16 protein-coding genes are annotated in these 16,073 nt (G+C 62.1%); 9 read left to right on the forward strand and 7 right to left on the reverse strand.

Annotated features, from left to right (window positions below; genetic code table 11):
- The first annotated feature begins 37 nt into the window (after positions 1-37).
- The 3 genes from betC to AB4N98_RS12400 all read left to right on the forward strand — a co-directional run bounded on the left by betC (position 38) and on the right by AB4N98_RS12400 (position 4,151).
- The gene (betC, locus tag AB4N98_RS12390) at positions 38-1,552 is read left to right on the forward strand and encodes a choline-sulfatase (RefSeq protein WP_068937958.1); all 1,515 of its coding nucleotides are present in this window, start codon (positions 38-40) and stop codon (positions 1,550-1,552) included.
- A 16-nt stretch (positions 1,553-1,568) separates the two neighbouring features.
- Positions 1,569-2,483 (forward strand): choline ABC transporter substrate-binding protein, encoded by a 915-nt coding sequence (choX, locus tag AB4N98_RS12395; RefSeq protein WP_065879207.1) that lies wholly within the window; start codon positions 1,569-1,571, stop codon positions 2,481-2,483.
- Positions 2,484-2,582: 99 nt separating this feature from the next.
- Positions 2,583-4,151, forward strand: a complete 1,569-nt coding sequence (locus AB4N98_RS12400; RefSeq protein ID WP_065879208.1) for a SulP family inorganic anion transporter — start codon at positions 2,583-2,585, stop codon at positions 4,149-4,151.
- A 108-nt stretch (positions 4,152-4,259) separates the two neighbouring features.
- On the opposite strand, the gene aroE is transcribed toward AB4N98_RS12400, so the two are convergent.
- Positions 4,260-5,078 (reverse strand): shikimate dehydrogenase, encoded by an 819-nt coding sequence (gene aroE, locus AB4N98_RS12405; RefSeq protein WP_065879209.1) that lies wholly within the window; start codon positions 5,076-5,078, stop codon positions 4,260-4,262.
- Positions 5,078-6,010, reverse strand: a complete 933-nt coding sequence (gene hemF, locus AB4N98_RS12410) for an oxygen-dependent coproporphyrinogen oxidase (protein ID WP_017528698.1) — start codon at positions 6,008-6,010, stop codon at positions 5,078-5,080. Before hemF ends, aroE begins: the two co-directional genes overlap by 1 nt.
- A gap of 158 nt (positions 6,011-6,168) precedes the next feature.
- Between hemF and AB4N98_RS12415 the strand changes: the two genes are divergently transcribed.
- Complete coding sequence (locus AB4N98_RS12415) at positions 6,169-7,146, forward strand: quinone oxidoreductase family protein (RefSeq protein WP_460149484.1); 978 nt, start codon at positions 6,169-6,171, stop codon at positions 7,144-7,146.
- A 44-nt stretch (positions 7,147-7,190) separates the two neighbouring features.
- Here the strand turns inward: AB4N98_RS12415 and AB4N98_RS12420 are convergent, their stop codons facing one another.
- The 3 genes from AB4N98_RS12420 to AB4N98_RS12430 all read right to left on the reverse strand — a co-directional run bounded on the left by AB4N98_RS12420 (position 7,191) and on the right by AB4N98_RS12430 (position 9,768).
- Positions 7,191-7,748 carry an L-threonylcarbamoyladenylate synthase type 1 TsaC gene (locus tag AB4N98_RS12420; RefSeq protein ID WP_017528696.1) on the reverse strand — a complete coding sequence of 186 codons (558 nt, stop codon included), beginning with the start codon at positions 7,746-7,748 and terminating at the stop codon, positions 7,191-7,193.
- A 76-nt stretch (positions 7,749-7,824) separates the two neighbouring features.
- Positions 7,825-8,928 carry a DNA-processing protein DprA gene (gene dprA, locus AB4N98_RS12425; protein WP_017528695.1) on the reverse strand — a complete coding sequence of 368 codons (1,104 nt, stop codon included), beginning with the start codon at positions 8,926-8,928 and terminating at the stop codon, positions 7,825-7,827.
- Positions 8,929-8,991: 63 nt separating this feature from the next.
- The gene (locus tag AB4N98_RS12430) at positions 8,992-9,768 is read right to left on the reverse strand and encodes a hypothetical protein (RefSeq protein ID WP_017528694.1); all 777 of its coding nucleotides are present in this window, start codon (positions 9,766-9,768) and stop codon (positions 8,992-8,994) included.
- Positions 9,769-9,903: 135 nt separating this feature from the next.
- On the opposite strand from AB4N98_RS12430, the gene def reads away from it, so the two are divergent.
- From def to AB4N98_RS12455, 5 genes are all read left to right on the forward strand, one after another.
- A complete protein-coding gene (gene def, locus AB4N98_RS12435; RefSeq protein ID WP_003187273.1) occupies positions 9,904-10,410 on the forward strand; it encodes a peptide deformylase in 507 nt (168 codons plus the stop codon).
- A 69-nt stretch (positions 10,411-10,479) separates the two neighbouring features.
- Positions 10,480-11,433: a methionyl-tRNA formyltransferase gene (gene fmt / locus AB4N98_RS12440; protein WP_065879212.1), complete on the forward strand. Its 954-nt coding sequence runs from the start codon at positions 10,480-10,482 to the stop codon at positions 11,431-11,433.
- The gene (rsmB, locus tag AB4N98_RS12445) at positions 11,430-12,740 is read left to right on the forward strand and encodes a 16S rRNA (cytosine(967)-C(5))-methyltransferase RsmB (RefSeq protein WP_116078035.1); all 1,311 of its coding nucleotides are present in this window, start codon (positions 11,430-11,432) and stop codon (positions 12,738-12,740) included. Before fmt ends, rsmB begins: the two co-directional genes overlap by 4 nt.
- 22 nt (positions 12,741-12,762) lie before the next feature.
- Positions 12,763-14,136, forward strand: a complete 1,374-nt coding sequence (gene trkA, locus AB4N98_RS12450; protein ID WP_017528691.1) for a Trk system potassium transporter TrkA — start codon at positions 12,763-12,765, stop codon at positions 14,134-14,136.
- Between the two features lie 18 nt (positions 14,137-14,154).
- Entirely contained in the window at positions 14,155-14,466 is a 312-nt protein-coding gene (locus AB4N98_RS12455; RefSeq protein WP_017528690.1) for a tetratricopeptide repeat protein, read from the forward strand.
- Positions 14,467-14,541: 75 nt separating this feature from the next.
- Here the strand turns inward: AB4N98_RS12455 and AB4N98_RS12460 are convergent, their stop codons facing one another.
- Together AB4N98_RS12460 and AB4N98_RS12465 are read right to left on the reverse strand one after the other, a co-directional pair.
- Positions 14,542-15,429 carry a lysophospholipid acyltransferase gene (locus tag AB4N98_RS12460; protein WP_017528689.1) on the reverse strand — a complete coding sequence of 296 codons (888 nt, stop codon included), beginning with the start codon at positions 15,427-15,429 and terminating at the stop codon, positions 14,542-14,544.
- Between the two features lie 40 nt (positions 15,430-15,469).
- Positions 15,470-16,027 (reverse strand): DNA-3-methyladenine glycosylase I, encoded by a 558-nt coding sequence (locus tag AB4N98_RS12465; protein ID WP_017528688.1) that lies wholly within the window; start codon positions 16,025-16,027, stop codon positions 15,470-15,472.
- Between the last annotated feature and the right edge of the window lie 46 nt (positions 16,028-16,073).

Consider the following 16,073-nt stretch of genomic DNA (forward strand, 5'->3'; position numbering starts at 1 on the left):
ACTGGCATAAACACCGCCTATGGAATGCCAAGCCCCCATGAAGCGCAAGAACATTCTTTTCATCATGGCCGATCAAATGGCCGCGCCGCTGCTTCCGTTCTACGGTTCTTCGCCCATCAAGCTGCCGAATCTGAGCCGCCTCGCCGAGCAGGGCGTTGTGTTCGACGCCGCCTATTGCAACAGCCCGTTGTGCGCGCCGTCGCGCTTCACGCTGGTCAGCGGGCAATTACCGAGCAAGATCGGCGCCTATGACAACGCGGCGGATTTTCCCGCCGATGTGCCCACCTATGCGCACTACCTGCGACGCCTCGGCTACCGCACCGCGCTGTCGGGCAAGATGCATTTTTGCGGCCCCGACCAGTTGCACGGTTATGAGGAGCGCCTGACCAGTGACATCTACCCCGCCGACTATGGTTGGGCGGTGAATTGGGATGAGCCGCACGTACGCCCCAGTTGGTACCACAACATGTCCTCGGTGCTGCAAGCCGGGCCATGCCTGCGCACCAACCAGCTGGACTTCGACGAAGAGGTGGTGTTCAAGGCGCAGCAGTATCTGTTCGACCATATTCGCGAGGACGGCGACCAACCGTTCTGCCTGACCGTGTCGATGACCCATCCCCACGACCCGTACACCATTCCCAAGCCGTTCTGGGACCTGTACGACGAGAGCGACATCCCTTTGCCCGCAACCCCGGCACAGTGTGATCTCGACCCCCATTCCCAGCGCCTGCTCAAGGTCTACGACCTGTGGGACAAGCCGCTGCCTGTGGATAAGATCCGCGATGCACGCCGCGCCTACTTCGGTGCCTGCAGCTACATCGACAGCAACGTCGGCAGGCTGTTGCAGACCCTGGAAGACACCGGCCTTGCCGACGACACCATCATTGTGTTCTCCGGCGACCATGGCGACATGCTCGGCGAGCGTGGCCTCTGGTACAAAATGCACTGGTTTGAAATGGCCGCCCGCGTGCCGCTGCTGGTCAGTGCGCCGGGGCAGTTTGCGGCGGGGCGCGTATCAAAAGCCGTGTCCACCGCCGACCTGTTGCCCACGCTGGTGGAGCTGGCCGGCGGCGAGTTGGACCCACGCCTGCCGCTGGACGGGCGCTCGCTGGTGGCGCATTTGCAAGGGCAGGGCGGGCACGACGAAGTGTTCGGCGAATACATGGCCGAAGGCACTATCAGCCCGCTGATGATGATTCGCCGGGGCGCCTACAAATTCATCTACAGCGAAGACGACCCGTGTCTACTGTTCGACGTACACAACGACCCAGGGGAGCAGGAAGAGCTCAGCCAGTCGCCACAGCATCGGGCGCTGTTTGCAGCCTTCCTGAACGAGGCGCGGGCCAAATGGGACATCCCGGCGATCCATCAGCAGGTACTCGCCAGCCAACGCCGCCGTCGCCTGGTATTCGAGGCGCTGACCCTGGGCAAGCTGAAGAGCTGGGACCACCAGCCGCTGGTGGACGCCAGTCAGCAATACATGCGCAACCATATCGACCTCGACGACCTGGAGCGCAAGGCACGTTATCCACAACCCTGCCAAAACCAATAAATACAGAGGGAAGGCCATGCAAAAGTTAACGGTAGTGCTGGGCATTCTGGCGTTAAGCAGCGCCAACGTGTACGCGGACGCCAGCTGCGAAACAGTGAAAATGGCCGATCCCGGCTGGAGCGACATCGCCGCGACCAACGCCATCACCGGTTTTCTGCTGACGGGCATGGGCTACAAGGCCAAGGTCGACACCCTGGCGGTGCCGATTACCTTCGGCGGGCTCAAGGACGGCCAGGTGGATGTGTTCCTCGGCAATTGGATGCCGGCGCAGCAGGGGTTCTACGACAAGTTCGTGGCCAATGGCGATGTCGTGCAATTGGCCAAGAACCTCGACGGCACCGAGTTCACCCTCGCCGTGCCGGACTACGTGTGGGACGCCGGTGTGCATGAGTTTGCCGACCTGAACAAATTCGCCGACAAGTTCGACAAGAGGATCTACGGCATTGGCTCCGGCGCGCCGGCGAACATCTCGTTGCAGGAGATCATCAAGAAGAACGACTTTGACCTGGGCCAGTGGAAGCTGATCGAGTCCAGCGAACAGGCGATGCTCGCCGAAGTGTCCCGGGCAGTGAAGAAACAGCGCTTTGTCACCTTCCTCGGCTGGACGCCGCACCCGATGAACGTGCAGTTGAAAATGCACTACCTCAAGGGCGGCGAGAAATATTTTGGCGCTACCGGTAGCGTGTACACCCTGACCCGCAAAGGGTACGCCCAGGCCTGCCCGAACGTAGGAAAACTGCTGACCAACCTGAGTTTCACCCAGGAGATGGAGAACAGCATCATGGCGCAGGTGGCCAACAATAAGCTCAGCAATGCCGAGGCGGCGAAGGCGTGGATCAAGGCCAACCCGGCGGTGCTGGACAAATGGCTGGAGGGCGTAAAAACCGTGGATGGCCAGGATGCGCTGGCGGCGGTCAAAGCCAAGCTCTAAGGCCTGACACTGTCCCAATGTGGGAGGGAGCAAGCCCCCTCCCACAGGGATTGGCGTGTACTGATACCCTTGAGTCAAACCTTTTCAGCCGAGTTATAAATGCCCCGGCCCTACCGCCACACACTCTTTCCTTTCCTGAGTTGGCTGCCGCGCCAAACCCGCGCCAGCGTCGGCCGGGACGCGATGGTCGGCCTCAGCGGCGCCGTGCTCGCGTTGCCGCAGTCGATTGCCTACGCATTGATCGCCGGCCTCCCACCGGAATATGGCCTGTACGCCGCCATCATCCCGGTGCTGATCGCGTGTCTGTGGGGTTCGTCCTGGCACCTGATCTGCGGCCCCACGGCGGCGATTTCCATCGTGCTCTACGCCAGCGTCAGCCCGCTGGCCGTCCCTGGGTCACAGGACTACATCACGCTCATCCTGTTGCTTACCTTCCTCGCAGGCGTTTTCCAGTGGTTGCTGGGCATGCTGCGCTTCGGTGCGCTGGTGAACTTCGTCTCCCATTCGGTGGTGTTGGGGTTCACCCTCGGCGCCGCCGTGGTGATCGCCCTTGGGCAGTTGCCCAACCTGCTGGGCCTGGTTTTGCCGAGCCAGGCCACGGCGATCAACAGCCTGCTGGCGCTGATCGACCATAGCGGCGAGTGGGACCACGCCTCACTGGCCCTGGGCCTGGGCACGTTGCTGGTGGGTGCATTGCTTAAGTCTCTGGTGCCACGCTGGCCGACGTTATTGATTGCCCTGGCATTGAGCAGCCTGGCCGCATGGCTGTGGCCGGCGGTATTCGGGCACGTGGCGCGGGTCAGTTCGTTTATCGGCAAACTGCCGCCGTTCAGCCCGTTGCCAATGGACCTGGACATGATCCTGCGCCTTCTACCCAGTGCCGTGGCGGTGGGCATGCTGGGGCTGGTGACCAGCCTGTCGATTGCGCGCTCGCTGTCGGCCCGTTCACAGCAATTGCTCGACGCCAATCAAGAAGTACGTGCGCAGGGTTTATCCAACATCGTCGGCGGATTTTTCTCCGGTTACGTGTCGGCTGGTTCCTTTACCCGCTCAGGCCTGAGCTATGAAGCCGGGGCCTGTTCGCCGTTGGCCGGGGTGTTTTCGGCGTTGTGGGTGGCGCTGTTTGCAGTGTTTGGCGCGGCGTTGATCGCGCATATCCCGATTCCGAGCATGGCGGCGAGCATCCTGTTGATTTGCTGGGGCCTGGTGGACCATCGCGGCATCCGCGCGCTGTTCCGGGTCAGCCGCGCCGAGTTTGTGGTGATGAGCCTCACCTGTGTCGCCACCTTGCTGCTGGAACTGCAAACAGCGATCTATGCCGGCGTGTTGGCCTCGCTGTTTTTTTACCTCAAGCGCACCTCGCAGCCGCGGGTTCAACAATGGCGAGATGGAGACGAAGACGTGCTGCGGGTCGGCGGTTCGATCTTTTTTGGTGCCAGCCACTATCTGCAGGTGCGCCTGCAAAGCCTGCAGGGCGAAAGGGTGGTGATCGAGGCGCAGCAGATCAACTTTATCGACTATTCCGGGGTGGAAATGCTGCACCAGGAGGCACGGCGGTTGCGCGGTCTTGGACGCAGTTTGACATTGCGCCGAGCCAGGCCGCAGGTGGTGGATGAGTTGAAGAAGCTGGAGGGGGCCGATAAGTGCCCCATCCATTTTGAAGACTGAACGCGGTTAAAAAATGTGGGGCTTGCTCCCGATATAGGTGGACCAGTCTAAATCTCTTTGACTGACACACCGCTCCCACATGATGACTGTGCCCACTCTGGATAGGCGTTAGGCCAACTGGCGGCGCATCTGCGCCAATACAGGCGCCGAATCCGGGCGCACACCGCGCCACAGGAAGAAAGCTTCAGCCGCCTGTTCCACCAGCATGCCCAGGCCGTCCATCGCCACCGCTGCCCCCTGCTTGCTGGCCCAGCGGCAAAACGCAGTCGGCTCCTTGGCGTACATCATGTCGTAGCAGAACGTCTTGCCCGGTTCGATCAGGCTGCCGGCAATCGGCGGTACATCGCCTGACAGGCTGGCGGACGTGGCGTTGATGATCACGTCCACCGGCTCACGCAGCCAGTCGAAACCGCTGGCGGACACAGGGCCAAGGTCATCGAACAATTCGGCGAGTCTCTCGGCCTTTTCCACGGTGCGGTTGGCGATGATCAACGAAGAAGGCCGCTCGGCCAGCAACGGCTCCAGCGCCCCGCGTACCGCGCCACCGGCGCCCAGCAACAGGATGCGTTTGCCTTGCAGACTCAACCCGGCGTTTACCGTCAGGTCACGCACCAGGCCCGCGCCGTCGGTGTTATCGCCCAACAAGGTGCCGTCGGCCAACTTGCTCAAGGTATTTACCGCGCCAGCGCGTTGAGCGCGTTCGGTGAGGCTGTCGGCCAGCCGGTAGGCGTCTTCCTTGAACGGTACGGTGACGTTGGCGCCACGGCCTTGCACAAAGAACTCACGAGCGCAGCCGGTGAAATCCTCCAGCGGCGCGAGCAAGGTGCTGTAGTCCAGTTGTTCGCCGGTCTGCTCGGCGAACAGGCGGTGTATCAGCGGCGACTTGCTGTGACCGATGGGGTTGCCGAAGACGACATATTTATCCATCAGACGGCCGCCTTGGGCGCGGCAAGGCCGAGCCAGTCGCGGTCTTGCAGGAAGTAATCGGTGAGGCGTGCTTCTTCGCTGCCGGCTTCGGCCTTCCAGTCGTAGCTCCAGCGCACTTGCGGCGGCAGCGACATAAGGATCGACTCGGTACGCCCGCCCGATTGCAGGCCGAACAGGGTGCCCCGGTCGTAGACCAGGTTGAATTCAACATAGCGGCCACGGCGAAATTCCTGGAATTCGCGTTGCTGCGCGGTATAGGCCATGGCTTTGCGGCGCTGCACGATCGGCAGGTAAGCGTCGATGTAAGCGTCGCCGATGGCGCGGATGAAGGCGAAGCAGGTGTCGAACCCCCACTCGTTCAAATCATCGAAGAACAGGCCGCCGATGCCACGTGGCTCGTTGCGGTGCTTGATATGGAAATACGTGTCGCACCACGCCTTGTAGCGCGCGTACACGTCCGGGCCGAACGGCGCACAGGCCTGCTCGGCTACGCGGTGCCAGTGGATGCAATCTTCTTCGTTGCCGTAGTAGGGCGTGAGGTCGAAGCCGCCACCGAACCACCATACCGGCTCTTCGCCTTCTTTTTCGGCGATGAAAAAGCGTACGTTGGCGTGGGAAGTCGGTACATGGGGGTTGTGCGGGTGGATCACCAGGGACACGCCAAGGGCTTCAAAGCCGCGACCCGCCAGTTCAGGACGATGCGCGCTGGCGGAGGGTGGGAGGCCGCTACCAAAGACGTGGGAAAAGTTAACGCCGCCTTTTTCGATCACCGTGCCGTCTGCGATCACACGGGTGCGACCGCCGCCGCCGGCAGGCCGGGTCCAGGCGTCTTCGATAAAGCGAGTATCCGTCTCGAAGGTTTCCAGGGCGCTGCAAATGCGGTCTTGCAGGTCGAGCAGGTAGGCTTTGACAGCCTCGGTGCGAGTAGTCATGACATCACCTTGAATCGGGCAGCGCTACGCGAGGCCAGGGGCCTCGGCGGCAAATGGGCGCACAGGATAGCACTGCACCCAGGTTCACCGCAGTTGACGAGGATCAAGCTTAGGAGTCCGATAGGGGGCTACGCGAATTCGACCCAAGGAGAAGGAAGATGGCCAAACGTATCCAGTTCAGTGCCCATGGTGGCCCCGACGTACTTGAATATGTGGACTACACGCCGGCAGAGCCTGGCCCGCAACAGGTTCGAGTGCGTAACGAGGCGATTGGCCTGAACTTCATCGACACCTATTTTCGCAGTGGGCTGTACGCACCGCCGGCCTTGCCATCGGGCCTGGGGGCGGAAGGCGCCGGCGTGGTGGATGCCATCGGCAGCGAAGTCAGCCAATTCAAGGTCGGCGACCGCGTGGCCTACGGCAGCGGCCCACTGGGTGCCTACAGCCAATTCCACGTGCTGCCCGCCGCCAACCTGGTGCACCTGCCGGACGACATCAGCTTCGAACAAGCCGCCGGTGCCATGCTCAAGGGCCTCACCGTGCAATACCTGCTGCGCCAGACGTATGAACTGAAGGGTGGCGAAACCATCCTGTTCCATGCCGCAGCGGGTGGCGTGGGTTCCCTGGCCTGCCAATGGGCCAAGGCCCTGGGCGTGAAGTTGATCGGCACCGTCAGCTCGGCGGAAAAAGCCGCCGTGGCCAAATCCCTCGGCGCATGGGAAACCATCGACTACAGCAAGGAAAACGTCGCACAGCGCGTGCTGGAATTGACTGACGGCAAAAAGGTACCGGTGGTGTACGACGGCGTCGGCAAGGACACCTGGCTGACCTCCCTCGACAGCGTCGCGCCACGTGGGCTGGTAGTGAGCTTCGGCAATGCGTCAGGCGCCGTAGATGGGGTGAACCTGGGAATTCTGTCGGCAAAAGGCTCGCTGTACGTCACCCGGCCCACGCTGGCGACGTACTCCAACAATGCGGAAAACCTGCAGATGATGGCGGACGATCTGTTTTCGATGATCAAAAGCGGCAAGGTGCGCATTGATATCAACCAGCGGTATCCGCTGGCAGACGCGGCGAAGGCGCAGACGGAGTTGTCGGCGCGGCGTACCACGGGCTCGACGATTTTGCTGCCTTGACTGCCCGTTGTGGCGAGGGGGCAAGCGCCCTCGCCACAAAAGCACTACGACGGACGCACCACATCGCCCGTCACCAGGTCACGGATCAGGCTGGGGTTCTTGCGCCCGCCCAAGGCGCCACCCAAGACCACGTCCACCTGGCCGCGGAAATACTGCTCCACGCGAATCCGCGTGCGGGCAGCCGGGCGGCCCTGAGGGTTGGCCGAGGTGGAAATCAACGGCCCCACCAGTGAACACAAATCCCGCACCAATGGGTGATCGCTGACCCGCAGCGCCACCGTGTCATGCACGCCGGTCACCCATTCCGGCAACAAATCCTGATGAGGCACCAGCCAGGTATTCGGCCCCGGCCAGGTGCTCGCCATGCGTTCGATCCACGCATCGGGGAAGTCTTCAAACAGAAAATCGAACTGGCGAATATTGTCGGCAACCAGGATCAGGCCCTTGTCCACCGAGCGATTTTTGATCGCCAGCAGCCGGTCCACCGCTTCTTCGTTCCAAGGGTCGCAGCCCAGGCCCCAGACCGCCTCGGTTGGATAGGCAATCACCGCGCCTGCGCGAATTTCTCGTGCGGCTTCTTGCACACGCCACCTGTTGACCATGGTTTAACTCTCCAGACTAAGCTCTGGGCAGTTTACCGATCTTCATTACAAAACCCAGTTCCAATAAAACGAGTCGCTACAAAAGCTGACAGCGCGCAACCCAGCGCCCGCTTTCGCAGATCACCTGGCCTTCCAGCTCCAACTCCGTGAGGTTCGCCAACACCTGAGACAACGGCCGCCCGCTGGCAATCGCCAAGGCTTCACTGGTGTGGGGGGCGGCGTGCAGCAGCGCCACCAGTGGGTGCGTCACCGGCAACGGGGCCGGACGCGACAAGGCCTGCCAGCCGCGTAAACCTTCGAGAATGTGCTCGATGGTCTCCACCAGCGTCGCGCCCTCGCGGATCAACTGGTGACAGCCCTTGGCACCGGGATGATGAATCGAACCTGGGATCGCATACACCTCACGCCCCTGCTCGGCGGCCAGTTTTGCGGTGATCAACGAGCCGCTGGCCATGCTGGCTTCCACCACCAATACGCCCAGGGACAGGCCACTGATGATCCGATTACGCCGGGGAAAGTTACTGGCCTGGGGCGGGGCGTCCAACGGGAACTCGGAAACCACCGCGCTGCCTTGGGCAATCATCGCGGCAGCAAGCCGTCGGTGGCGCTGTGGATAAAAATTTTCCAGCCCCGTGCCCAGTACGCCGATTGTGTGGCCTCCCACATCCAACGCCGCTTGATGCGCCGCGCCATCAATGCCCAGGGCCAAGCCGCTGGTGATGACAAAACCGGCACTCGCCAGGCTGCGGGAAAACGCCGCGGCGGTGTCCATGCCGGGGCGCGAGGCACGGCGACTGCCGACCATCGCCAGTTGCGGTTTTTCCAGGATTGCGGGGTCGCCGGCGACGAACAACAGCGGCGGTGCATCGTCGATCTGCGCCAGCAGCGCGGGGTACTCAGGTTGGTCCCACATCAACAAATGCTGGGCCGGGCGCGCCAGCCAAGCCAATGCCTCGCTGGCACCGTCGCGTATTTCAGGGCTGCGCCGAGCTTCGGCGCTGAGGGTTGGCAAGCCCAGCGCACGCCAGGCACTGGCGGGGGCACTGATGGCTTTTGAAGCGCTGCCGAACGCTTCGATCAATAAGCGAAAACGCTTGGGCCCCAGTTCCGGGAGCCTGTGCAGGCGTAGCCGTGCTTCCAGTTCTGACGGGGAAATTGGGTGGCTGTTTGTCGGATACATCGGATCATCCTTGACCGGAACAAGCTGTGGATAACTCTGTTGGTAACTTATTTAGCAGGCTATTTATTGCGATTGACGAACCGTCTCGAAACGGTCCAACACCGCCAGCGGATGCGATGCGCTGAGCACCAGGCCGTAGCTGAGCTTTTCAAACGTGCGGAACACCAGCAGAGTGCCGGCGCGCTCGTCGGGCAGTGTTACGGGCGCATTCGTGAGCGTGTCGCGCACGGTGGCGCCGGTCTTGATCACGGTCAGCAGCTGGCCTTCGACCAGACCGTCGCGCCGGCCTTTGTTCAGGGTGATGGCGTCGAGCACGCCGATTTGGGTAACGCCTTTGGGAATGTCGATAATCTGCCCCTGGACGAAGGGCGCAGGCTTGAGCGCTTGCACATGTGCCAACTCAATGGGCGCCAGGGCATGGAGCAGACGGTCGCCGGGGCGTATCTCCCGGGTGGCCCGCTGCACGGCCAGGGTGCTCAGATCGCCGGCATTCACAAAGCGTGCGCTGCCGATATCGTCGACGTTGAGGCCCAGCAGCTCCTGGGTCTCCGGGTCGGTATAAACCCTGCCTCGGCGAAAGATCCCATAGCTGGGCTGAGTCGGGTCCAGGTTGCCCCTGGCGTACACACGCTCATCATTGGCGCCCAACACATGACCGGCGCCCGCCGCGACGATGTAGGGCGCGCGGTCCAGGTCCTGCGGTGTATCGAGAATGCGGTTATGCAGTAAAAAGCGCTGGATGGCCTGTTGCGTCGGTTGATCCAGACGCTGGCCGGGCGGCGGCAGCAGGGCCATTGCGAACGGCGCCCACAGCAGCAAGACGAGTAGCGATTTCCTCATGGGGTGAATCTCCTTTATTATGTGCGTTCGCGTGAAATGCCAGAGCCTTCGCGGCTTTGGGGCGTTTCACACCGGCCATGTGGGTCCATCCCACCGCCGATTTGCCTCTACCTCACATGTGCAGCAATTACGCTTATGGCTATTTTGAACATCCTCGAATTCCCCGACTCGCGCCTGCGCACGATCGCCAAACCGGTGGCCGTAGTGGACGACAAGGTTCGTCAGTTGGTCGATGACATGTTTGAAACAATGTATGAAGCGCCGGGCATCGGCCTCGCCGCCACCCAGGTCAACGTGCATTTGCGCGTCGTGGTCATGGACCTGTCCGAGGATCGCAGCGAACCGAGGGTATACATCAACCCCGAGTTCGAACCACTGACCGAAGAGATGGGCGAGTACCAGGAAGGTTGCCTTTCGGTGCCGGAGTTCTACGAGAATGTGGAGCGCCCGTTGCGCGTGAAGATCAAGGCGCTGGACCGCGACGGCAAGCCGTTCGAGCTGATTGCCGAAGGCCTGCTGGCGGTGTGCATCCAGCACGAATGCGACCACCTCAACGGCAAGCTGTTTGTGGATTACCTGTCCACACTCAAGCGCGACCGGATCAAGAAGAAGCTGGAAAAAAAGCATCGCCAGCAAGCTTGATGCCCTCCTTCCAAAGGCTTGCTGCGGCAAGCCTTTTTCTTTTGTGACTGCTTTTAACCGAGACCTCCCATGACCGAGCCACTGCGCATTGTTTTTGCCGGTACACCCGAATTTGCCGCCGAACACCTCAAGGCGCTGCTTGCCAGCCCTTATGACATCGTCGCGGTGTACACCCAGCCGGATCGCCCGGCCGGTCGCGGGCAAAAACTGATGCCGAGCCCGGTCAAGCAACTGGCGCTTGAACACAACATTGCTGTGCTGCAGCCACCGACCTTACGCAACGCCGAGGCCCAGGCCGAGCTGGCCGCGCTCAAGCCCGACCTGCTGGTGGTGGTGGCCTACGGTTTGATCCTGCCGCAGGTGGTGCTGGACATCCCGCGCCTGGGTTGCATCAACAGCCATGCCTCGCTGCTGCCACGCTGGCGCGGTGCGGCGCCGATCCAGCGCGCGGTGGAGGCGGGTGACAGCGAAAGCGGTGTGACCGTGATGCGCATGGAGGCGGGCTTGGACACTGGCCCGATGCTACTCAAAGTCGCCACGGCGATCACCGCCGAAGACACCGGCGGCAGCCTGCATGACCGCCTGGCTGAAATGGGCCCACCTGCCGTGATCCAGGCCATCGCCGGTCTCGCTGCCGGCACCCTGGAAGGCGAAGTGCAGGATGACAGCCTGGCCACCTACGCCCACAAATTGAACAAAGACGAAGCACGCCTCGACTGGAGCCGCCCGGCGGTGGAGCTGGAGCGTTTGGTGCGCGCGTTCAACCCGTGGCCGATCTGCCATAGCACCCTGAACGGCGAAGCCCTGAAAGTACTGACCGCGACCCTGGCCGACGGCAAAGGCGCCCCCGGCGAGATCATTGGCGCCAGCAAGGACGGCCTGTTGGTCGCCTGCGGTGAACAGGCACTGTGCCTGACGCGCCTGCAATTGCCCGGTGGCAAGGCGCTGAATTTCAGCGATTTGTTCAACAGCCGTCGTGAGAAATTTGCCCTTGGCACCGTACTCGGGGTGGCTGCGCAATGAACCCACGTCTGGCTGCCGCCAAGGCTCTCGCCGCTGTACTCAATGGCAAAGCTTCGCTGAACAGTTCGCTGCCCACGCAGTTGGACAAGGTTGAAGACCGTGATCGCGGCTTCACCCAGGACCTGGCCTTTGGTACCGCCCGTTGGCAGCCGCGCTTGTCGGCGCTGGCGGCCAAGCTGCTGCAAAAGCCGTTCAAGGCGGCGGACGCCGATGTGGAAGCGTTGCTGCTGGTGGGTCTGTATCAGTTGCTCTACACCCGCGTGCCGGCTCACGCCGCCATCGGCGAAACCGTCGGTTGCGCCGACAAGCTGAAAAAGCCCTGGGCCAAGGCCCTGCTCAACGCCGTGCTGCGCCGCGCCCAGCGCGAAAGCGAAGCACTGCTGGCCGAGCTGGAGCATGACCCGGTGGTGCGCACCGCCCACCCGCGCTGGCTGCAAAAATCTCTCAAGGCATTCTGGCCTGAGCAGTGGGAAGCGATTTGTGCGGCCAACAATGCGCACCCGCCAATGATTCTGCGGGTCAACCGTCGCCATCACAGCCGCGATGCGTACCTGCAATTGCTGACCGCGGCCGGTATCAACGCCACGCCTTGCGTGTTCAGCACCGACGGCATCGTGCTCGAAGCCGCCGCTGATGTACGCAGCCTGCCGGGCTTTGCCGAAGGCTGGATCAGTGTGCAGGACGAAGCCGCGCAGCTCGCCGCCGACCTGCTCGATCTCGCCCCAGGTCAGCGGGTACTCGATGCCTGCTGCGCCCCGGGCGGTAAGACGTGTCACATCCTGGAGGTCGAAAAAGGCCTGGCCGGCGTAGTCGCCGTCGATCTGGAAGCCAAACGCCTGGTGCGTGTGCGAGAAAACCTCGCACGCCTGGGCCTGGATGCCGAACTAATTGCCGCCGATGGCCGCGACACGGCCACCTGGTGGGACGGCAAACCCTTCCAGCGCATCCTGCTCGACGCACCGTGCTCCGCCACCGGTGTGATCCGCCGCCACCCGGACATCAAACTCACGCGCCAGCCCGACGACATCGCCGCCCTGGCCGTGCTGCAAGGTGAACTGCTCGACGCGCTGTGGCCGACCCTGGAAGTCGGCGGCATTCTGCTTTACGCCACCTGCTCGACCTTGCCCACCGAAAACACCGAGGTGATCGAAGCCTTCCTCGCCCGCACCAGCGGCGCGCGGGAACTGGACCTCGCCACGGCCGCCGGCATCAAGCAGCCCCACGGCCGCCAGTTGCTGGCGCAGGAAGGCGGGCATGATGGCTTCTACTACGCCAAACTGATCAAGATCGCCGCCGCGCGCGGCTGAATGGTTTTAAGGGAGTGACCGGATGAAAATCATCATCCTTGGAGCAGGGCAGGTTGGCGGCACACTGGCTGAACATTTGGCCAGCGAGGCCAATGACATTACCGTGGTCGACACCGACAGCGAGCGCCTGCGAGACCTCGGTGACCGCCTGGATATCCGCACCGTGCAGGGCCGCGCATCGTTCCCGACGGTGCTGCGCCAGGCTGGTGCCGACGACGCCGACATGCTGGTCGCCGTGACCAACAGCGACGAAACCAATATGGTCGCCTGCCAGGTCGCCCACACCCTGTTCCACACCCCCACCAAGATTGCCCGGGTACGCGAAGCGGCCTACCTGACCCGCGCCGGCCTGTTCGACAACGACGCGATTCCGGTGGACGTGCTGATCAGCCCGGAACAAGTGGTGACTCACTACATCAAGCGCCTGATCGAAATCCCCGGCGCCTTGCAGGTGATCGACTTCGCCGGCGGCAAGGCGCAACTGGTGGCGGTGAAGGCCTATTACGGCGGCCCATTGGTGGGCCAGCAACTGCGCCAGCTGCGCGAACACATGCCAAATGTGGAAACCCGCGTCGCGGCAATTTTCCGACGTGACCGGCCGATCCTGCCCCAGGGCGATACCGTGATCGAGGCTGACGACGAAGTATTTTTCATCGCCGCCAAGGCGAATATTCGTGCGGTGATGAGCGAAATGCGCCGCCTCGACGAGAACTACAAACGCATCGTTATCGCCGGTGGCGGGCAGATCGGCGAGCGCCTGGCCGAGGCGATCGAAAGCCGCTACCAGGTGAAGATCATCGAGATGAGCCCTGCGCGCTGCCGGCATTTGTCCGACACCCTCGACAGCACCGTCGTATTGCAGGGCAGTGCCTCGGACCGCGACCTGCTGATGGAAGAAAACATCGCCGACGCCGATATCTTCCTGGCCCTGACCAACGATGACGAAGCCAACATCATGTCGTCATTGCTGGCCAAGCGGATGGGGGCGAAGAAGGTGATGACCATCATCAACAACCCGGCGTACGTCGACTTGATCCAGGGTGGCGACATCGACATCGCCATCAGCCCCCAACTGGCGACTATCGGCACCTTGCTCGCCCACGTACGCCGTGGCGATATCGTCAGCGTGCACTCCCTGCGCCGGGGCGCGGCGGAAGCCATCGAGGCGATCGCCCATGGTGATTCAAAGTCGAGCAAGGTGATCGGCAAGGCCATCCGTGACATTGGCCTGCCACCGGGCACGACCATCGGCGCGATCATTCGTGATGAAGAAGTGATCATTGCCCACGACGATACCGTGATCGCTACCGGTGACCACGTGATCCTTTTCCTTGTGGATAAGAAACATATCCGCGATGTGGAGAAACTGTTCCACGTGGGGTTGAGCTTTTTCTGATCAAACGGAGTGACCGACATGCTCGAATCCCTGGAAAAAATGCTCGCCAAGGGTGTGGATAACTCGCTGCTGCGCTTTGGGCTGGGCAAGGGTTATCTGGACCTGAAGGACAACGCCAAGGCGGCGGCGCATCTAAGCAAATGCGTCGAGTTTGATCCGAAGTATTCGGCGGCGTGGAAGTTGTTGGGCAAGGCGCAGTTGGGGCAGGGTGATAACGCCGCAGCGCGACAGGCGTGGGAGAAGGGTATCGAAGCGGCCCAGGCCCATGGCGACAAACAAGCCGAAAAAGAAATGACGGTGTTCCTGAAGAAACTCGACCGCCAGGCCTAAGCAGATCGAAAAATGTGGGAGGGGGCTTGCCCCCTCCCACATTTGGTTTTGTATTGGCTTTGGGTCAGCAGTGGGTCAGTACCACCGCGCTTCACCCGGCGGGCGTTTCTTGAAGCGTTTCATGCTCCACATGTACTGGCTCGGGTAGGCGCCGACATAACGCTCCACCACCTTGCTCATCGCCGCGCAGGACGTGGCGGTGTCGGTGCTGTACATGTCTTGCGGTGCCGCCTCCAGGATCACTTTGTAGCCGGAACCGTCGGGCAGGCGCAGCGCGTGCAGGAATACGCCTACGGCCTTGTGGCCAGCGAGCATGTTCGGCACGAACTTGCTGGTGAGCGCCTGGGTGGCAAAGAACGGCACGAAGATCCCGGCGGATTCGGCCGGTTCAGGATCCGCTGGAATGCCCACCTGGCCGCCTTTGCGCACTTCCTTGATGACACTGAGGATGCCTTCCTTGGTCGACGCGGCCACGCGGTTACCCAGTTGCACGCGTTGCTTGCGCAGCAATTCATCCACCGCCTTGAGCTTGGGCGGGCGGTAGAAAATGATCGGTTTGCACTGGCTGCAATAGAAGTGGTTCAACACCTCCCAGTTGCCCAGGTGGCTGGTGATGCCGACCACGCCCTTGCCCGAGGCCAGGGCTTCGTGCAGCACCTCCAGGCCTTCAACTTCGCGCACCAGGTCGATGGAACGCTGGGCCGGCCAGATCCAGGCGCAGGCGCTTTCGGTCAGGGACTTGCCGATGTCCATCAGGCTGCGGCCCACCAGACGTTCGCGCTCGGCCGAGTCCATGTTCGGGAAGCATTTGGAAAGGTTGATCCGCACGGTGTCGCGGGAGCGGTTGGGGGTTTTCCACATGACCCAGCCGATGGCCGTGCCGACGGCTTGGACGGCCCGCCAGGGCAGCAGCGCAAACAACCGCAGAGCGCCTACCAGCAAGGCGCCTTTTAACTTTTCCACAGGTCACTCCTGATCGTGTGTGGTGCGCAAAACGCGCATTCTAACCGGCGTTGGCCAAGTCCGCGTAACGGTCGCAGTCCTGAGTGTGGTCCATGACCATGCCCGAAGCCTGCATGAACGCGTAGCAGATGGTGGGCCCAACGAAGGTGAAGCCGGCTTTTTTCAGCGCTTTGCTCATCGCTTCAGCCTCTGGCGTAATCGCCGGGACTTCGCTGCGGTCCTTGAAGTGGTTGACCTTGGGCACCCCGCCGACGAACGACCAGAGCAAGCCCACCGGATCTTCCAACGCCAGCCAGGCGGCGGCGTTGCGCCGGGTGGCGTTGAGCTTGAGACGGTTACGCACGATGCCCGGATCGAGCATCAGAGCTTCGATCTCGGCATCGCTCAAGCGCGCCAGGCGGTGCGCATCGAACCCGAACAAGACCTTTCGATAATGCTCGCGTTTGCGTAAAACGGTGATCCAGGACAGGCCCGCCTGGAACCCTTCGAGTAAAAGCAACTCGAACAAACCCTGCGCATCGCGCAGCGGCGTTCCCCACTCTTGATCGTGATAAGCCATGTACAGCGGATCTTCAGAACACCAAAAGCAGCGTGGCATAAGGCTCCAGGGAGTGGTGGCGGGGCCGAATCGGGTATACTCCCGC

This window comes from Pseudomonas sp. S3_E10, from assembly GCF_054667615.1.